The sequence below is a fragment of the Paraburkholderia hiiakae genome (assembly GCF_904848665.1).
GTDB classification, from domain to species: Bacteria; Pseudomonadota; Gammaproteobacteria; order Burkholderiales; family Burkholderiaceae; genus Paraburkholderia; species Paraburkholderia hiiakae.
This window is the reverse complement of record NZ_CAJHCQ010000016.1, coordinates 1-18719: the sequence shown is the minus strand read 5'-3', so window position 1 is coordinate 18719 and position 18719 is coordinate 1. Positions and strand designations below refer to the sequence as shown.

Here is an 18719-nt window from a genome sequence, read left to right as displayed (position 1 = left end):
GAACGTTCGGCAGTTTGATGTTTCGCGTTCGTCATTGGAGGCACTCATGACGTGCCTGAACGAAAAGATTGTCGGTGCAGCCTTTTTTATGCTGAGCGGTTATGCGTTTGCTCAGAGCACCGGCTTGAACGCTCCCGAAACCATGACGGTCGCCAATATCCCGTCCATGCCTATGGAAGTGGTTCCAGCGCTACCACCGGAACCCCAGGCGTACCTGCGCCGGTACGAAATGGAATATCAGGCGAATCAGCCAAAGCCGTTTTACGCGCAAGTCGAAAGCTTTTATAGCGCGCCAGTGGCACAGGACAAATACCATTACGATTTCGTGAAGTCCGCGCCCGGGAGCCGTTATGACTCGCAGCAGGCTGGGCGGCCCACTTCCGATTATCTGCAGATGGGCCTTTCCACAGCGCCGCAAATCTCGATTCTTCAGGTGCCGGACAGCACGCTGAACATCGGTGCGCAACCTCAGCGCCGGCTCTCGCTGACCGTTGACGAGTGGGTGTTTTCCGCCACCGCGCGTGTCGCCATTCTTCATTCGCATAGCACCGGCGCAACGGTTACGGTTCGGCGCGGTTTCTAAAGCGCCCGCCTTTCGGGAACGGCGCATGCTGCCAGGCAACGCGTGCTGAACCCCGCCTTGCCCGATGAATCCGCCCAACACGACCGAGACGACCGATAAGTCCGCCATCATCGAAACCACGCTGCCCGCGCGTCTCGACCGCCTGCCGTGGGGCCGCTTTCACGTGCTCATCGTCGTGGCGCTGGGCGTCACCTGGCTGCTAGATGGTCTCGAAGTCACGCTGGCCGGTGCGGTGGCGAGTGCGCTAAAAACGAGCCCGGTGCTGCATCTGGACAACGCGCAGGTGGGCCTCGCCGGTAGCGCGTATATTGCGGGCGCGGTATGCGGCGCGCTCGGCTTCGGCTGGCTCACGGACCGGATGGGGCGCCGCAAGCTCTTCTTCATCACACTGGCCGTCTATCTGCTTGCCACCGCCGCTACGGCGTTCTCGTGGAGCTTTGCGAGCTTCGTGGCGTTTCGCGCAATCACGGGCGCGGGCATCGGTGGCGAGTACGCGGCCATCAATTCGACGATCCAGGAGTTCACGCCCGCGCGCGTACGCGGCTGGACCGACCTGAGCATCAACGGCACGTTCTGGGTGGGCGCGGGCATCGGCGCGGCGGGCTCGCTCGTGCTGCTCGACCCGCACTTGCTGCCCGCGGACTGGGGCTGGCGCGTGTGTTTCTTTATCGGCGCGGTGCTCGCGCTCATCATCTTGCCCATGCGCCGCTGGATTCCCGAAAGCCCGCGCTGGCTCCTCACGCACGGCGAGCACGACGAAGCGAAGCGGATCGTGGAGGATATCGAAGCGCGCTTTCGCGATGCGGGCCATACGCTGGAAGACCCGCCCAACGACCCGCTGCGTCTGCATGCGCGCAGCCATACGCCGCTGCGTGCGGTCTTCCACGCCATCTTCGTGCGGCACCGACGGCGCGCGCTGGTGGGTCTTTCGCTCATGACGGCCCAAGCCTTCTTCTACAACGCGATTTTCTTTACCTACGCGCTCGTGCTCACGGAGTTCTATCACGTGCCTGGCGGCGACGTGGGCCTCTATCTGTTGCCGTTCGCACTCGGCAATTTCCTCGGGCCAATCTTGCTGGGGCGTCTGTTCGACGTGATCGGCCGTCGCACGATGATCGCCGCGACCTATGCGCTTTCAGGCGTGCTGCTCACGGTGAGCGGCTGGCTGTTCGAGCAGGGCATGCTCACGGCGACGATGCAAACCGCCGCGTGGATGGTGATTTTCTTTTTTGCGTCGGCGGCGGCGAGTTCCGCCTATTTGACCGTGAGCGAATCGTTTCCGCTGGAGATTCGCGCGCTTGCCATCGCCGTCTTCTATGCGTTCGGCACGGCGCTGGGCGGCATCATCGGCCCGGCATTCTTCGGACGACTGATCGATACGCACCAGCGCAGCGAGGTGTTCACGGGCTATGTGGTGGGCTCGGCGCTCATGATCGGCGCGGCGCTCGTCGCTGCGATCTGGGGCGTGGACGCGGAGCGCAAGTCGCTCGAGCATGTGGCCGCGCCGCTTTCGGCTGTGGGGGAGGAATGAGGCGACGACGCGCTATCATGCGTCCTCGCCGTCCGCCCTCCTCCGAATCATGAATATCCGGTTTCTCGAAACATTCATCTGGCTAGCGCGCCTGCAGAATTTCCGCCTCACCGCGGAGAAGCTCCACACCACGCAGGCGGCCGTGTCGAGCCGTATCGCTGCGCTGGAGGAGAGTTTCGACGTGCGGCTGTTCGACCGCAACTCGCGCTCGGCCACGCTCACGCCCGCGGGCCGCAAGATGCTCGCGTACGCCGAGCGCATCGTGAATCTCGGCGAGGAGATGCGCCGCGAAGTCGAGGACGCGAGCGGCGGCGGCGGCCTCATTCGCATCGGCGTGGTCGAGTCGATCGTGCATAGCTGGTTTCCCGCGCTCATGGCGCGCGTGCGCGAGCGCTTTCCTCATCTGGAGATCGAAGTCACGAGCGATACCACGATCCACCTCACGCAATTGCTGCGCGCCGACGCCGTCGATCTGATCCTGCAAACGCACGCGCTGGGCGACCGCGAGTTCGCCGACCTGCCGCTGTGCGAATTCCCCATGCGCTGGGTCGCGAGCCCCACGCTCGGGCTCTCGGGCCAACGCGTCGATCTTGCGCGACTCGCCGAATTTCCCATCATCAGCTTCTCGCGCAATTCGGGACCGCATATCGCGCTCGAACGAGAGTTTGCGCGCGCGGTGGAGCGCCCGGTGCGCATCAACTGCATCAGCTCGGTGGCGGCCATGATTCGTCTGGTGGCCGACGGCTTCGGCGTAAGCGTGCTGCCGCCCGCCATCATCCAGCGCGAACTGCGCGAGGGCGCGCTCGAAGTGCTCGACGTGGAAAGCGGCTTCGTGCCGCTGCCGCTCGTGGCGAGCTATCGTCTGCAGAGCCAGCCCTTGCCCGCGCGTATCGCCGAACTTGCCGCCGAGCAGGCGCAAGCGTTTGTGCTCGCTTTAGGGCCGGAACTGGATGGCGAAACGCCGTCCAGATCCGCCAGCCCTGCGCGCCGCCCAAAAGCCCCGGCCCGCACGGCCGGGGTTGCAAAACCCGCGGCAAAAACCGCGCGCCAGCACCCGGCAAAATCGGCACGCGCCGCCAGCGACAAAAACAAGCGATAAAGAAACCTGTTCACTGCGTATTTTTTTTCTTGTTGGACCGAAGTGGCCCGCGCTCGCCAAACTGCGTTTATCCGATTCAACGTACGCGCAGGAATACCCGATGAGCACGACACGCAACTCGACACCGCAGGCCCAACCCGGCCAGCTTTGCATCTGGACCGATACCGACCCGCACGCCGAAGCCGACTTCAATGCCTGGTACGACCGCGAGCACATGCAGGAGCGCGTGGGCATTCGCGGCTTTCGCCATGCGCGCCGCTTTCTTGCCAACGACGGCCACGCGCGCCGTTATCTCGCGCTCTACGTGACGGAATCGCTCGATGTATTCCGCAGCGACGCCTACCGTCAGGCCTTCACGGTGCAGACCGACTGGTCGCTGCGCAACTTCGCGCGCATGAGCGACACGCAGCGCCGAGTGGGCGAGCTTGCGTTCGAAGCGGGTGAAGGCGAAGGCGCGCACGTCGCGATCTTCGTGGCCGCGCCGCAGACGCTCGCCGCCGCGACCTGGCGCGATGCGGCCGACACCGCCACGCACGAACCCGGCGTCCACGCGGTGCGCGTGTTCCGCACCGAAGGCACGCTTTCCTCACCGCTTGCGACCAGCGGTGATGCGAGCACGGCGCGCGCCGTGACGGACGACGCGGTCGTATTCGTGGAAGGCAGCTCGAACGCCGCAACACGCGCCGCCGCCGAACAGCTCGCGCAAGCCGCAGGCGTGGCCCGCGAGACGGTGCGCAGCTTCGACATGCTCTGGCGCCTCGCGGCGTAAAGCCCAGGCCCCAGGCGCTTCACGCCCCCCGGGCCCGCCCAACGACTATGGAGACCCCGATGAACTCTCTCGCCCAGGCCTCGACGATCGAGCGCAAGCGCGCCGGACGCGGCCGTCTTGCGAGCGCCAGCATGATCGGCACGTCGCTCGAATGGTATGACTTCACCGTCTACAACACGCTCGCCGCGCTGGTCTTCAATCATCTGTTCTTCCCATCCGTCGACCCGCTCGCGGGCACGCTGCTCGCGTTCTCGACCTATGCCGTGGGCTACGTGTCGCGGCCGCTCGGCGGCTTCATATTCGGCAATCTCGGCGACCGCATGGGGCGGCGCGCCGTGCTGATGCTCACGCTCGTGCTCATGGGCATCACCACCGCGCTGATGGGCGTGCTGCCCACCTATGCCACGGCCGGCATCCTGAGCCCCATGCTGCTCGTCGCGCTGCGCTTCGTGCAGGGCATCGCGCTCGGCGGCGAATGGGCGGGTGCGGTGCTGCTCGCGGTGGAGCACGGCGACCAGAAAAAGCGCGGCCTGAACGCCTCGTGGGCGCAAGTCGGGCCCTCGTTCGGCACGCTGCTCGGCACGGCCTTCATCGCGATCATCACGATTTCCGTGTCGTCCGATGCATTCCTCTCGTGGGGCTGGCGCGTGCCGTTCCTCGCGAGCCTGCTGCTCGTGGGCTTCGGTATCTGGGTGCGCAGCAGCGTCGGTGAAACGCCGCAGTTCGAAAAGCTCAACGAAGCGCACGCCACCGCGGAAGTGCCCGTGCTCGAAGTGTTCTCGCAGCACTGGCGGCGCCTCATCGTGGCGGGCGGCGCGCGCATCGGCTCCGACGTGCTGTACGCGCTGCTCGTCGTATTCACGCTCACCTACGTGACCACGGTGCTCGACCTCTCGCGCTCGCTCGCGCTCACCGCCGTGCTCGCGGGCACCGCCTGCAACGCCATTGCCGTGCCGTTCTTCGGCGCGCTCTCCGACCGCTTCGGCCGGCGGCCCGTGTACCTTGGCGGCGTGATCGCGGCAATCGTCTGGGCATTCGGCTTCTTCATGCTGATGAACACCTCGCAGCCCGCGCTGATCGTGCTCGCCGTGATGATCGGCCTCGTGATTCACGCGGTGATGTACGGCCCGCAGGCCGCCTTCGTCACCGAGCAGTTCCCGACCCGCGTGCGTTATGCCGGCTCCTCGCTCGCCTATACGCTCGCCGGGATTCTCGGCGGCGGCTTCGCACCGCTCATCATCGTCGCGCTGTTCCGCAGTTCGCACAGCACCGCAGCCGTCTCGCTCTACGTGAGCGGCGCGCTCATCGTCACCGGCATCGCGCTGATCGCCGCACGCGAAACCGCGCATCGCCCGCTGCAGGACTGACCTGCGCTTTTCCTCCCGGCGCGCCAGCCAGTGCGCCGGGTGCGCCCTATCTTCTTCGAACTGCCATCATGACCACGCTTTCCTTCACCGTCCTTCCGGCCGGCGGCGCAGCCACGCCGCTTTCGCTCGATATCGACACGCTCGTGATCGCCGGCTGGGCCGGCCGCGACGCTCACGCGATCCAGCATCACGTCGACGAACTCGCCGCGCTCGGCGTGGCGCCCCCTTCGAGCACGCCGCTTTTCTACCGCGTGGGTGCGGACCAATTGAACCAGGCCGAAACCGTGGACGTGCTCGGCACCCACACGAGCGGCGAGATCGAGTGCGTGCTCGTGGCGAGCCCGCTCGGTACGCTCGTGACGATCGGCTCCGACCACACCGACCGCAAGGCGGAGGCATACAGCGTGGCGGTGTCCAAGCAGGTGTGCCCGAAGCCGCTAGGCCGCGAGGCGTGGCGCTACGAGGACGTGGCAGGCCACTGGGACCGGCTGACGATGCGCGCCACGCTCATCGCCGCGAATGGCGAAACGCGCGCCTACCAGAGCGGCGCCGTGGACGGCCTGCTGCCGCCCGCCGACCTATGGCGCCGCTATACGGAAACGGGCGCACTGCCACCGGGCAGCGCGATGTACAGCGGCACGCTCGCCGTGAACGGCGAGATGGCGGCGATGGACTCGGGCGATGCGTTCGAGCTCGAACTGCACGATCCGGTGCTCGAACGCAGCCTGCACGCGCGTTACGCGGTTCGTGCGCTGCCTGTTGTGGCCTGAGCGCTCATCCTTTTCCCCGTACACGCGCAATGAAACCCATGTCATTCCTCCCAGCCACGCCCCTGTCCCAACTTGCCGCCGACCTCGACGCGGCCCGCACGACGAGCCGCGCGCTCGTGGAAACCGCGCTGGAGCGCATTGCCGCCGAAGGCGGCAACGGCGGCCACGCGTTCATTGCCCTCGACGCCGAACGCACGCGCCGCGAGGCCGACGCCCAGGACGCGCTGCGCCGCGCGGGCGTGCGGCTCTCGCCGCTCGCGGGCCTGCCGGTCTCGATCAAGGACCTGTTCGACGTGGCGGGCGAGCCCACGCGCGCGGGTTCGCGCGTGCTCGACGACGCCCCGCCGGCCGCCTTCGACGCGTCCGCCGTCGCGCGCCTGCGCCGCGCCGGGGCCGTCCCGCTCGGGCGCACCAACATGAGCGAATTCGCGTTCTCGGGGCTCGGCCTCAATCCGTGGCGCGGCACGCCGCGCTCGCCGTGGCGTGACGGCGACGGGGCACGCGTGGCGGGCGGCTCCTCGTCGGGCGCGGCAGCCTCGGTGGCGGGCGGCATGGCCGCGGCAGGACTTGGCAGCGACACGGGCGGCTCGTTGCGCATTCCCGCCGCGTTCTGCGGCCTGACCGGCTTCAAGCCCACGGCCCGGCGCGTGCCGACGGCCGGCGCGTTCCCGCTTTCGACCACACTCGACTCGATCGGCGCCATCGCCCCGAGCGTGGCGTGCTGCGCGCTGGTGGACCGCGTGCTCGCGGGCCTGCCGACGGACGGCGACGCCGCGCGCGTGCGCCCCGCCGAACCCAAGGGCCTGCGTCTCGCCGTGCTGTCGAACTACGTGACCGAAGGCATGGACGCGCATGTCGCTCGCACGTGGGAAGCCACGCTCACGCGCCTCTCGCGCGCGGGCATGCAGATCACGCCGCTGCACCTGCCGCTGCTGGAGGCGCTGCCCGCCATCAACCGCTTCGGTTTCTCGCCGATAGAGGCCTACGCGACGCACCGCAGCCGGCTCCATGAGCACGCGCAGCGCTACGACCCGCGCGTGCTCGCGCGCATCCGTCTGGGCGAAACGGCGAGCGCCGCCGACTATCTCGACCTGCTCGCCGCGCGCGCCGACGCGATGGCACAAGCGCGCGCCGCGCTCGCGGGCTTCGACGCCTTCCTCATGCCGACCGTGCCCATCGTGCCGCCGATAATCGCGGCGCTCGAAGCCGACCCGGCGCACTTCGCGGCAACGAACGCGCTCGTGCTGCGCAATCCTTCGGTGGTGAACTTCCTCGACGGCTGCGCGGTGTCGCTGCCGTGCGCGCCGCGCGGCGAGGCGCCCGTGGGCTTGAGCGTGGCGGGACTCGCCGACAGCGACGCGCACGTGCTGAGCGTGGCCGCCGCGATCGAAAGCGTGTTGCAGGACGCGAACGGGGCCTGATGCGGCTCACCCCGATCGGCTAAGATACGGCTCCCCAAACGCCATTTATCGAACCAACGGAGTGTTTTCAGTGATTCAGGCAATTCAACCGGGCGCCGTCTTCAAGGACAATCTCGCACTGCTGCCGGGCATCGACGGCATCGAGCGCATCGATCTCGTGGACGCTCAGGGCAACGTGGCCGCGAGCATCGAAAACAAGCCGGGCAAGCAGGGCTCGCTCGCGGTCTACCACTATCTGCGCGAAGCCTTCGGCACGCTCGACGCCAACGCCGCCGAGCATGGTCTCGCCGTGTTCGCCGAGCACACCGCCGACGCACGTAATCGTCCCGGCGCGCACCCGAACGTCGATCGTCTGCTGGAAATCGCAGCGGGCGGCCCTGCGCTGCGCATCGACGTGATCGCCGCAGCCTGAGCGTTGCCTTCGCAGGCGTGCCGGCCGGCACGCCTCTTTGCCTTGCCCCTCACGCCGAAAGCTCTTCGAGCCGCACGCCATTCGTGCGCGGCCCAAACCCGCCAATGGAAATCATCACCGCGACCATGCACACGGTGATGCCGGCGAACACACCGCTCACACCGACATCGCGCAACAACGCGGCGATGATGAAACCCGACATCATCGCGCCCACGCGGCTCGCGGAATAGACGATGCCATTGGCGCTGCAACGCACCGCAGTCGGGAAAAGCTCGGCCTGATAGGCGTGATAGCACACGGAAATGGTCTGTCCCGCGAGACTGATCAGGACACCGAGCGAAATGAGCGCGAGCGGCCCGCGCGCCTGCGAGAACAGCAACCCGAACACGATAACCGCGAATGCCGATCCGACGATGAGCCACTTGCGCTCGATGCGATCGGCCACGAGCATCGCGAGCAACGGCCCACACGGCAGCGCGATGGCGATCACGACCGCGTAGAGCAGGCTCTTCGTGACGGTCACGCCCTGCCCGATCAGGAGCGTAGGCACCCAGTTGGCGAAACCGTAATAGCCCACCGCCTGACACAGATTGAACGCGATCAGCATGATGAGGCGCGCGCGATACGGAGGCTTCCAGAGCTCCGCGAGCGAGGCGCGCCGATGCGCGGGCAGCACGAGCGTGGGCGAAGGCTCGGGCAACGCTTTGCCGCTTTCGAGCACGGCGCGCTGCTCCATCTGCGCGATCACGCGTTCGGCCGCTTCCGTCTGGCCGTGCGTGACGAGCCAGCGCGGACTTTCCGGCACGGCGCGGCGCACGAACCACACGATCGCCGCACCGAGCGAACCGGCGAGCACGACCCAGCGCCAGCCATCGAGACCGAGCGGCGCCTGCGGCACGAGCCACCACGAAAGCAGTGCCGAAATGGGTGCCGCCGAAAACATGATCGCCTGATTCAACGCCATCGCGCGCCCGCGCATCTGCTGCGGGACCATCTCCGTGACATAGCTGTCGATGGTGACGATCTCGATGCCCACGCCGATGCCCGTGATGAAGCGCCACAGGATCAGCCCCTGCGAAGTATGCTGAAACGCCATCGCAACCGACCCCGCCGAATACCAGAGCAGCGAGAACGTGAAGACGCTTCGTCGTCCGAATCGGTCGGGCAGCCAGCCGAAGCAGAACGTGCCGATGAAAAGACCCGCGAAAGTCGCGGCCACGAATGCGCCGATGCCATTGAAGCCGAAAAACGCGTGCGTAGTGGTTTGCAGCATGCCGCTTTTGGCCATGCCCGGTGCGATATAGCCCGTGAAGATGAGATCGTAGACCTCGAAAAAACCTCCCAGCGAAATGAGCATCACCAGCGCCCAAAGCTGGCGCGTGGCGGGCAGGCGGTCGAGCCTTGCGGAAAGGGCCGCCGCCGCGCGATTGCCCACGGGTGCGGCCGTGACGGCGTCGAGCGGATCGTCCGCGCCGAGGATTCGTTGCATGCTTGTCTCCATGACGACGCCTCGCTGGGCGTCATTCTTGTGAACGCCGGGCCTGCGTGCTCAGCGCTGTGCGTGTGACTTCAGTCCCGCCAGCACCTCTTCGGTATGCTCTCCCACCCGCGCGAGCGGCTGACGCACACCGGGACGGCGGCCGTCCATCATGAGCGGCAGCAGCACAACTTCGGTCATGCCGCCGTCGTCGGTCTGCATCGGCACGAGACCACCGCTCGCCTTGAGGTGCGGATCGTCGAGCAACTGGTCGGGGCGCACGATTGGCGCGTACGGAATGCCTGCCGCTTCGAGACGCGGCATGAGTTCGGCTACCTGCTGCATGGCTAACACGGCGCCCAGGCGTTCGAGCAGTTCAGGCCGCACGGCCACGCGCAGGGCGTTGTTCGCGAAGTGAGGCTCGTTGGCGAGCTGCGGGCAGCCGATCACGTCGCACAGCGTCACGAACTGCTTGTCGCTCACCGCACCGATGAAAAGCGGTTCGCCCTCTGCGAGCGTAAACACGTCGTACACGCTCCAGGCCGAAACGCGCGAGGGCATCGGCGGCGGCGCTTCGTGCGTCATGGCATATTGCTGCATGTGCTGCGCGCTCAGGAACACACAGTTTTCGAACAGCGCGCTCTGCACCTCCTGGCCGCGCCCGGTGGTGTCGCGCTCGCGCAGCGCGGCCAGCACGCCGATCGCGCCGAACATGCCGCCCATGATGTCGTTGACCGACGTGCCGGCACGCAGCGGCCGCCCCGCGGGCCCGGTCATATAGGAGAGGCCGCCCATCATCTGCACGACTTCATCCAGCGCGAGACGCTTTTCATAGGGGCCCGGCAAAAAGCCCTTGTGCGAGACGTAAATGAGGCGCGGGTAGCGCTGCGAGAGCGTCGCGTAGTCCAGGCCGAGCTTTTCCATGAGGCCGGGCCGGAAGTTTTCGAGCATCACATCGCACTCGCCGATCAGCTCAACGGCCGTCGCGCGCCCCGTTTCGGTGTTGATGTCGAGCACCACGCTCTTCTTGTTGCGGTTGAACGAGCGGAAAAAGCCGATGCCGAGGCCTGGCAGATTGCGCGTCTTGTCGCCACCGGGCGGCTCGATCTTGATGACTTCGGCGCCGAGGTCCGCGAGGATCATCCCGCAAGTGGGGCCCATGACCATGTGCGTGAATTCGACGACACGCACGCCTTCGAGTGGCAACCGGTTTTGCGTATTCATAAGGAGTTCCTACTAATCAGGCGTGATGCGCGATTGCGCCAAAGGTCTTCGGCAGGCCGGCGCGCCAGAGCGTGCCGTGCAGCGTTTCGCCCTCCAGCCACGCGGCCACGCGCGCGCGCAGCGCGAGCAGCCGTTCGATGTCGATGCCGGTGTCGATGCCCATGTCCGCGAGCATGAACGCGAGGTCTTCGCTCGACGCGTTGCCACTTGCGCCCGGCGCATGCGGACAGCCGCCGATGCCGCCAAGCGTGGCGTCGAAGCGCGTCACGCCCGCCTCCAGCGCGGCATAGACATTGGCGAGCGCGAGGCCGCGCGTGTCGTGAAAGTGCGCGCAGCACAAACGCTCGCCCGCGATCCCGCGCGCGGCCTCGACGAGTTCTCGCACGGCGGCGGGGTTCGCGTAGCCGACGGTGTCGGCGAGGCTCACGCGGTCCGCACCCGCGTCGAGCAGCGCCTGCATGCAGCGCAGCACCTCGGCGGGCTCGACGCGCCCTTGCAACGTGCAGCCGAAGGCCGTGCCGATGCCGCCTTCGATCAGCGTCTTCGCGCCGCTGGCGTCGCGCGCGGCGCGCATGCGCGCCACCTCGGCGACCACTTCATCCGGCGTCTTGCGCAGGTTCGCGAGGCTATGCGCCTCGCTCGCGGAAAGCGGCACGAGCATGAGGTCCGCTTGCGCCTCCAGCGCGCGCTCAGCGCCCTTGAGGTTCGGCACGAGCACCGAGACGAAGAGGTCCGGCAGCGTTTTCGCGTAAGCCACGAGTTCTGCCGTATCGGCGAGTTGCGGCAAGAGCCGCGCGGGCACGAACGAGCCCACTTCGATCTCGCGTTGGCCGGCTTCGTGTGCCGCGCGTATCCACTCGATCTTGTGTTCGGTAGGCAGCACGGTCTGAATGCTCTGCAGGCCGTCGCGCAGGCCGACCTCGCGTATCACGCAACGCTGCGGTAATGGGGGCATGAAGGTGTCTCCGTTTTTGTCTCCAGCGATGTGCTAACTTTAGGCATTCCGCAAAATACATAAAGCGGTATTTTGGAAGCTTTAAGATTCTATTTCGGAAACACACAAAACGCAGTCAGGAGACACCGTGCACGACATCGACCTCAAGACCCTGCGCCTTCTCGTGAGCGTGTGCGAGCACGGCAACATGGGGCGTGCGGCGCGCGAGGAGCATATCGAGCCTTCCGCCATCAGCAAGCGGATCGCCCAACTCGAAAGCGAATTCGGCGTGCCACTGCTCACACGCTCGCGCCGTGGCGTGCAACCCACCGCGGCGGGCCTCGCGCTGCTCGAGCATGCGCGCAGCGTGATCTTCACGCTCGAGCGCGCGGCCAGCGACGTTGCTGCGCTGGGCAGCGGCCTCTCGGGCAGCGTGAGCGTGTGCGCCTCGGCCTCTGCGATCGCCGAAGCGCTTCTCGACGATCTCGCGTCGTTCATGCGCTTGCCTGCGTACAAGAACATTCGCGTGAACGTGGAGGAGCGCACGTCGCACGAACTCGTGGAACGCGTGCGCGACGGCGCGGCCTCGCTAGGCGTGTGCTGGGACAACGTCGAACTCGGGGGACTCCAATCGCGCCCCTGGCGCGAAGACCGGCTCGTGCTCGCCGTGCATCCCGAGCACGCGCTTGCGAAACGCCGCAGCATCGCTTTCGAGGAGACACTCGATTACGAGCACGTGGGCCTGCCGCCTTCCACTGCCGTGCATACGATGCTGCGGCAGTCGGCGGCACGCAGCGGGCGTACGGTCGCCTATCGCGCGGTGGTGTCGACGCTCGACGCGGCGTTTCGCGTGGTGGCCGCCAATCTAGGCATCAGCGTCGTGCCCCAGGAGGTGAGCAACACCTACCGGCGCATCATGGACGTGCACACCATTGCCCTCACCGACGCCTGGGCGCGGCGCCGTTTCATCGTGTGCTTTCGTGCGTTCGACACGTTACAGCCCGCGGCGCAGCGCATGGTCGAGCATCTCGTGGAGCGGGCGGCACAGAAAAAGCGCGGCGCTAAAAGCATGGCTTGACTTCTCGCCTCAAGCCGCCGCTTGCTTCGTGCGCTTGCGCGCAGGCCCACGGTCGGCCGCTTTCATCTGCGCAATCAAACCATCGTGATGCGCGCGCAGCACTTCGACGAACTCGGCCACCAGACGCTCGCGCGGCCGGTTCGGCGGAAACAGCAAGTACGTAGGAAACATCACCGCCGGCGAGAACGGCCGGATCGCGATGTCCGGCCCCGCGAAATCGCGTGCGACGATGGGATGCGCGAGCGTCACGCCCATGCCGCAGCGGACAATCTCGCAGCAGATCGCGGTGTACTGCGCCTCGATGGCGAGTACGCGCTCCACGCCGGCACGCTGGAACACCTCGTCCATTTGCGTGCGCGTGCCGTCGCCGTGGCACAGCGAGATGAACGATTCCCCCTCCAGATCGGCGGGCCGGATCATGGCCTTTTTCGCGAGCGGATGCGAAGCCGGCATTACGCATACGGCCGATACCTTCGAGAGCAATTCCACCTCGCAATTCGACGCCTCGCCGATGTACACGGCCACGCCCAAATCGCAGAACTGCGAACCGGTCCAGTGGTTCACCGTGCCCGACACGCACCGTGCGCTCAGGTCGATACGCGGGCTGCGTCTGTTCAATCTGCCGAGTTCCGGCAGGACATAACGAAGATATGGACGAACAGGCCGAGCCCGCCGGACACGCCGAGCAGGAACAGGAGCGGGATGACAAAGACCCTGATGTAATACGGATCAAGGATTTCATCAATTCCACCGAGGCCGGCTACGACGAATACCGACAATGCGACGGATATCCAGAACGGAATATAAAACCAGTACCGGACAAGCCAGTGTCTTTTTGGATTCCTCATCGCGCTACGTCCGATCGCTGTATGAAACAAGGCTCCACGTCGCATACGTACGATCTTGACGCACGCCAAGCAGTGCATCGAGTAGTGGTATGGAACGGGGATAGCGGACGGTCAGATCCGGCATGGGTTGCCCCTTGCGGAAGTGCTGCGTAGCTTCCAGACTGTAGCCAGTCCATTGCTTCGCGCACCACACGCCATTCTGCGGACAAACCTCATTGGTGTAGGCCGTCGTGCCGAGCGGCACGCGTTCGGCCTGCGCGCTTTTGGTTGGCACGAGAGGCAGGCCTGTTGTCGGGTCGAGGTCCTTTTCGCGAGCCAGTTTTGCGACAAGCGATTCAGCAGGTTTCTGCGGCGGCGTGGCGGCGTCCTGCTCCTTCTGCCACTGGAACGTGCCGTCCCAGGGCGGCAGCTTCGCGGGCGGCAGCGGCACGATCTGGTCGATGTCCGGCACCTTGGGATTGAGGCTTTCGTGGTCGGTGAGGAACTTCCAGACTTGATCGTAGCGCTTCGCCCGCTCCGGATCGTTCGGCAAAGCAAGATAGTTTAGTCGGTCGGTCGCAGGAGGCACCTTGAACCCATCAGCCAAAAACGAAGCAGCCATAGCGTCGCCGGCTGCCACACCTTTTTGAAACGCTTGAACAGCCTGAGGGTATAGCTTGTTGGTCGACAGATCGACACCAAGATAGTTTGCAGCCTTTCCATATCCCTGATCGGCTGCACAGTCCATCATCTGACGTGAAATTTCGGGGGCGCGGTCTCGTGGAGAGAGTAGGTCACCTACAACATACTGCCCCTCTGGACTCCCGAGGTCTGCCGCCTTGCGGAAATAGACCCGCGCGCTTCTCTCGTCCTTTTTCACGCCATAGCCAAGTTCGAGATAGTGGCCCATGTCGTAATAACCACCGGGAATACCGGCGGCAATCAGCCGTTCAGCCAGATCAATGGTTTCGGTTGCAGCATGGGGGGACTGTGCCAGGCCCTCCGATACCAGCAGTTGCAGGTTATGGTTGGCCTTGTAGTGTCCATACGCGGCGGCAATCCGGTAGTAGCGGGCCGCCGCGTCGTAGTCCTTCGGGCCAGGCTTCTTTTCGAGAAACAGCGCGTACTGGAACAATGCATCGGCTTGCGGATCGAGCGGCGGTAGATGGTCTGCTTTCTGAACGCAGGTAAAAGCCAGCTTCGCGCGCGCGGTGCTCCATTCGGGTTGAGAGGGCATGGGGTTATCCTTGTTCGAACAGGCGCATAACGTGAGCGCCATACAAAATGCAATGGTTGTGCTTCGCATCATCGATCAGTCCAGCCGTCGCCGTTTATCGGAAGTCCACATGAAGCCGATGAGCGACGCTGTAGGTGCCAGCCCATTTTTCTGGCAACTGGCATTTCGAGTTATGATTTTTTCCCACTTATCGGACGCAATCGCCGGGTCATCCTGCGCGCCCTGTCCGTTTGTGTGGATATCCCACAGATACCTGCGCAGCGGTTGCGTCACGTCCATCCGCTCGTGACAGATGTTCAGTTCGCTATCCACTTCCATGCTGCGCCGGTTGCAGTTGGCCGAGCCATGCGTAAGAAACACGTCATCGATAATCATGATCTTGCTGTGAATGTAAACCGGCATCCACGTGTTGCCGGGCGGCGAGTCCGGCGCAACCAGCGACCCAATGTGAACCTTGAGGCCCGGAATCGGCTGAGGCACGATCGCCTTGCTCAAGTCCAGGTTGTCGTCGTACTGCTGTTGAAGTTTTGCTTCATTGGCCTGCGCGGCGTCGATAGCCTGTTGCGCGCTGGCCTGTTGCTGTGGGCTACTCGCATTTCGCATCTGCGTGTTCGCCGCCGTGACCTGCTTCTGGACATCCAGTAATGCGGAACCCAGTACTTCGTTCTGCTCTTCCCGCGCAACCGCTGGCATGGTGTCGGCGCGGCCCAGACTGCTAACCATGTCGTAGGTCGTACCTGCACCCAGGCCCATGCCATCCTTGCTCGCGTTGGTCACGACAAAAAGATGGACCGGCTTATCGGGATCACGCCCAGCCGTAATCTGCCTCTGTATCGCATCCTTAATCTCGGTCGCGAGGTCCAGCCACCGGAAATACTGGTTCTCGATATAGATGAATTTCGTCGCGTTATTGACTGCCTGCAGGTAAAGCGACTTGATATTACGCACACCTTCCTGCGACTGTGTGCGGTTGATCTGAGCCATCACTGGCATACCGAACTCTCTTCGCAGCTTCAGTTGCTGCTCCAACCCCTTGCGCTTCGACAGCAGATCTTCGTGAGCATCCCGCTTCCACGCCCGGCAGAAGTTCACGTTCAGATGTTCGAGGATCGGCCCTGTCACGATGGCCGACATGTCCTGTCGCGGTGTCGCGCCATTGCGTCCGAGATCCGGCGCTTTCCATTGATAGCTGTGCCCGTCGTCGTCCCAATACGCGTCCAGCGTGTTGTGTCCCATCACGAACCCAACAGCCACTTCCGGCTTTTCATAGTCGATCAGGACCATCTTCTGATGGTGGGAGGGCTCCGCGCCATATGCGGCGATGGTCGCCTTTGTCGGACCTTCACCGGCTTTGCGCAGGAGCTTCTCGCGATCCATGATCTCCGCTCGCTCCTTCCGCGAGAAGTCGCGCGTCACCAGTTCGATGCCGATGTCCTTGAGAGATTGCGTGCCGAGTAGCTGATACAGGTTTGCGTTCAGTTGCGGATACATTTGCGATCCCGCTGCCGGGACTGCTGACGGCTTCGCTCCCTTTGGCAGTTGCGCGCAGCGATACCAGTTTCGGTCGTAGACAATCTGCTGGGCGTCCTCGTTTTGCGTCGCGAACCTCGCGCCCTCAGTCCACCCTGGTACTTCCTGCTCACTGAACTGCGCGGCCCAGGCACTATCGAGCCAGCACAGGATTCGGACTTTGCGGCCTTCCCTGGCCTTCTTGATGAGCAGATCGCCGATGCGATGCGACTGTCGATCGCGGACAAAGTACATCGACGGCTGGAAACCCCAGCAGACGTAATCGATGGTCGTGGTTGCCTTGTCGATGGCTTCGTAGAGCGCACCGAATGCCTTCTTTCCGTTGACCAGCGGCGCATACGTGGCCATGCGGGGCGGATACTCGGACGGCCCTTCCGGCGCGAAATCGACAAACCAGGGCAGGCAGATGTCCGCCCCCTGCCGCTCATCAAGCGCAATGGGAACAACGATGTTCGTCGGATTAGCCATGCTTATTCTCCCGATTCCTGGCCGGACTCAGCGTTCAGAAAACCACTGTAGTCCTGACGATGTTTGGCCCGGTCTGCGACGGGCGAAATATCCGGGTCCTTGCCGTTCTCGTGAAACTGAAAGCCGCTATTAGCGAGCGCACCGTTATCCGCCTTGCCCCGGTACTGTCCAGCAACGGGGATCGTGTAGCTCGCACCGTTGGCGAGCTTCAGCGTGTACTGCTGCGTCGTCGGATGGTGATCGACCTGGAGCAGTCCAGTTTCATCGAACACACCCTGTTTCACGAGTGTCTTACCCACGAACAGGCTGTAGGGCATGTTCTCCGGAATCGCCGCGCGTGAAGCGGGCGAGGCTCCTGTGTAGAACGTAAGCGGCACGGTCGGCAGGCCGGAGAGCGCCGGGTGATTCAGATCCAGCGGCATGCTCAGAGTCGCCTTGCCCTGCTTCTGGATCGTGATGACCTTCAGGAACAAGTCGTTGGGACCGCCCAGGGTGATGCTGCCGTCCTTCATCTGGATGAATGCGCCGCCCGATTCGAGTGTGAGTTCGGTCTTCGCTACAATGCGCGCCACGCCATTGACACTCGCCACCGTCAGGTCCTTGTCCGAAGCGAACGACATCGGGCCGCCTTGCGCCTGTACCTCGACCGGGCCTTTGGCCGCAAAAATCTTCACGCCGAGCTTCTGCGCGAACAGCGATATCTTTTCGCCTGCTGCGACCGTGAAGCGTTTCAGCACGCTCCAGTCGGCGTTCTTCCCGGCCACCGTGCTGATGTCGCCCTGCGCCGCGAACTGGACGCCCTCGCCTGCCACAAGGGCCGCCGAGGCTGGTGTGCCCATCAGCAGCCCCGGCTTCTTCAGACCGTCGAAATCCTCCTTCATCTGCTGCTGCGCGTCGGTGTCAGCAGGCTCGGCCTTCGCGCTGCTGGCGGACGCGGCCAGCGCCTTCGCCGTGGCCAGCGCGCTTTCCAGCTGCGCGATGATTTCCTGCATGTCGAGCTGCTTGCCCGTGGCAGCGGGACGGTCGTATGCCGTCAGAAGCAGGCCCTTGCCTGCGCGGCTGACGCCCCAGCCCGATGTCCGGACCTCATAGCCCTCACCGCGGTATTCCAGCTTCTGGTTGACGAGGTATCCGAGATTGAGCTGCGACTTGCCCGAGTGCTCGGTACTGAGCTTGATCCCCTCCTGGCCCGCCCAATCCTCCATGCGCAGCTTGTTGTTCGACTGCGTTCGGATCACGTTGCGCGAGAGCCAGCGACGGTCGTTCGTGATGAGGTCGCGCGCCTGGCTGTGGTGATGGAAGCCGACGATTTCCGGCTTGTCCGGGTCCCCATCCCGAAATGAGATCACGGCCTCGTCGTTGTCCAGCGCGACGAAGTGCATACCGGTTTGCAGCTTGCCGGCAAAGGGCTTCGCGAGGCGCAGCGGCACGCTCTCGCCGCCCTTCGGCCAGGTGCCGAAGTCGGCATCCAGACGAACGACGTAATATCCGACCGAATTCAGGTAGCTGTATTTGTATTTGTCGGGACTGCAGATGCGCGCGCTGAGTGTGCCGGAGATACGCGCCCATTTTTCCGGTTTAAGCTGGAGCCTGAAACGCCGGTCGGCGGGAATGGCCCTGAAGCGGTTCGCATAGGGCTGGTCGCGCGCACCACTGTGCCTGACCTCGATCACAACCTGGCCTTTGGGCGCGTCGGGCAGGACAATATCTGTCTCCAGCACGCTTGCACACTGCAACGCCAGAACGTTACTCCCGCCCTCGTAGATGACCTGCCGTGCAAGGGCAGCCTCGTGACGCAACTGCGCTTCCCACTTCGCCCCGGCCTGGTCGAGGTGGTGGGTGCCGTAGACATAGGGCTGGCCATACGTGGTCGGGTCCTGCGGCGCGACATTGGCGCTGTCCTTGAATCGCTCCCAGGCGCTTTCCGGGTTGTAGTCTGCAACCGTGTACGACTGCGGCACCGTTTCCGCGTGAGTCTTCAGTGCCGTGACC

The 18719-nt window shown here is 64.6% G+C and carries 17 protein-coding genes; 9 read left to right on the top strand and 8 right to left on the bottom strand.

Features of this window, described 5'->3' with window-relative positions; translation table 11 throughout:
* Positions 1 to 46: 46 nt before the first annotated feature.
* The 8 genes from JMY28_RS26415 to JMY28_RS26380 all read left to right on the top strand — a co-directional run bounded on the left by JMY28_RS26415 (position 47) and on the right by JMY28_RS26380 (position 7952).
* Entirely contained in the window at positions 47 to 583 is a 537-nt protein-coding gene (locus tag JMY28_RS26415; protein WP_201698846.1) for a hypothetical protein, read from the top strand.
* A gap of 64 nt (positions 584 to 647) precedes the next feature.
* On the top strand, positions 648 to 2114 hold the full coding sequence (locus JMY28_RS26410; RefSeq protein ID WP_201698845.1) for an MFS transporter: 1467 nt from the start codon (positions 648 to 650) through the stop codon (positions 2112 to 2114).
* Positions 2115 to 2163: 49 nt separating this feature from the next.
* A complete protein-coding gene (locus JMY28_RS26405) occupies positions 2164 to 3213 on the top strand; it encodes a LysR family transcriptional regulator (protein ID WP_201698844.1) in 1050 nt (349 codons plus the stop codon).
* Between the two features lie 100 nt (positions 3214 to 3313).
* Positions 3314 to 3982 carry a DUF4286 family protein gene (locus JMY28_RS26400; protein ID WP_201698843.1) on the top strand — a complete coding sequence of 223 codons (669 nt, stop codon included), beginning with the start codon at positions 3314 to 3316 and terminating at the stop codon, positions 3980 to 3982.
* Positions 3983 to 4041: 59 nt separating this feature from the next.
* Positions 4042 to 5349, top strand: a complete 1308-nt coding sequence (locus tag JMY28_RS26395) for an MFS transporter (protein ID WP_407945541.1) — start codon at positions 4042 to 4044, stop codon at positions 5347 to 5349.
* A gap of 68 nt (positions 5350 to 5417) precedes the next feature.
* Positions 5418 to 6119, top strand: coding sequence for a DUF2848 domain-containing protein (locus tag JMY28_RS26390; protein ID WP_201698841.1), 702 nt, complete (start codon positions 5418 to 5420; stop codon positions 6117 to 6119).
* Positions 6120 to 6157: 38 nt separating this feature from the next.
* On the top strand, positions 6158 to 7540 hold the full coding sequence (locus JMY28_RS26385) for an amidase (RefSeq protein ID WP_201698840.1): 1383 nt from the start codon (positions 6158 to 6160) through the stop codon (positions 7538 to 7540).
* A 73-nt stretch (positions 7541 to 7613) separates the two neighbouring features.
* Entirely contained in the window at positions 7614 to 7952 is a 339-nt protein-coding gene (locus JMY28_RS26380) for a DUF2322 family protein (RefSeq protein WP_201698998.1), read from the top strand.
* 49 nt (positions 7953 to 8001) lie between these two features.
* Here the strand turns inward: JMY28_RS26380 and JMY28_RS26375 are convergent, their stop codons facing one another.
* Genes JMY28_RS26375 through JMY28_RS26365 form a run of 3 tightly spaced genes read right to left on the bottom strand, consistent with a single transcriptional unit; the run spans position 8002 to position 11608 of the window.
* Entirely contained in the window at positions 8002 to 9441 is a 1440-nt protein-coding gene (locus JMY28_RS26375) for an MFS transporter (protein WP_201698839.1), read from the bottom strand.
* A gap of 60 nt (positions 9442 to 9501) precedes the next feature.
* Complete coding sequence (locus tag JMY28_RS26370; protein ID WP_201698838.1) at positions 9502 to 10653, bottom strand: CaiB/BaiF CoA transferase family protein; 1152 nt, start codon at positions 10651 to 10653, stop codon at positions 9502 to 9504.
* 16 nt (positions 10654 to 10669) lie between these two features.
* The gene (locus JMY28_RS26365; protein ID WP_201698837.1) at positions 10670 to 11608 is read right to left on the bottom strand and encodes a hydroxymethylglutaryl-CoA lyase; all 939 of its coding nucleotides are present in this window, start codon (positions 11606 to 11608) and stop codon (positions 10670 to 10672) included.
* Between the two features lie 127 nt (positions 11609 to 11735).
* Here JMY28_RS26365 and JMY28_RS26360 point away from each other — a divergent pair, with 127 nt between their 5' ends.
* The gene (locus JMY28_RS26360) at positions 11736 to 12665 is read left to right on the top strand and encodes a LysR family transcriptional regulator (protein WP_201698836.1); all 930 of its coding nucleotides are present in this window, start codon (positions 11736 to 11738) and stop codon (positions 12663 to 12665) included.
* Positions 12666 to 12674: 9 nt separating this feature from the next.
* On the opposite strand, the gene JMY28_RS26355 is transcribed toward JMY28_RS26360, so the two are convergent.
* The 5 genes from JMY28_RS26355 to JMY28_RS26335 form a co-directional block, all read right to left on the bottom strand.
* The gene (locus JMY28_RS26355; RefSeq protein ID WP_236597052.1) at positions 12675 to 13283 is read right to left on the bottom strand and encodes a LysR substrate-binding domain-containing protein; all 609 of its coding nucleotides are present in this window, start codon (positions 13281 to 13283) and stop codon (positions 12675 to 12677) included.
* Complete coding sequence (locus tag JMY28_RS26350; RefSeq protein ID WP_201698835.1) at positions 13280 to 13444, bottom strand: hypothetical protein; 165 nt, start codon at positions 13442 to 13444, stop codon at positions 13280 to 13282. The genes JMY28_RS26355 and JMY28_RS26350 overlap by 4 nt, the downstream gene beginning before the upstream one ends.
* A 73-nt stretch (positions 13445 to 13517) precedes the next feature.
* Positions 13518 to 14798, bottom strand: coding sequence for an SEL1-like repeat protein (locus JMY28_RS26345; protein WP_456238748.1), 1281 nt, complete (start codon positions 14796 to 14798; stop codon positions 13518 to 13520).
* Positions 14799 to 14804: 6 nt separating this feature from the next.
* The gene (locus JMY28_RS26340) at positions 14805 to 16727 is read right to left on the bottom strand and encodes a phospholipase D-like domain-containing protein (RefSeq protein WP_201698834.1); all 1923 of its coding nucleotides are present in this window, start codon (positions 16725 to 16727) and stop codon (positions 14805 to 14807) included.
* A gap of 2 nt (positions 16728 to 16729) precedes the next feature.
* Positions 16730 to 18719: DUF2345 domain-containing protein (locus tag JMY28_RS26335; RefSeq protein WP_201698833.1), on the bottom strand; the 1990-nt coding region annotated here is incomplete at its 5' end.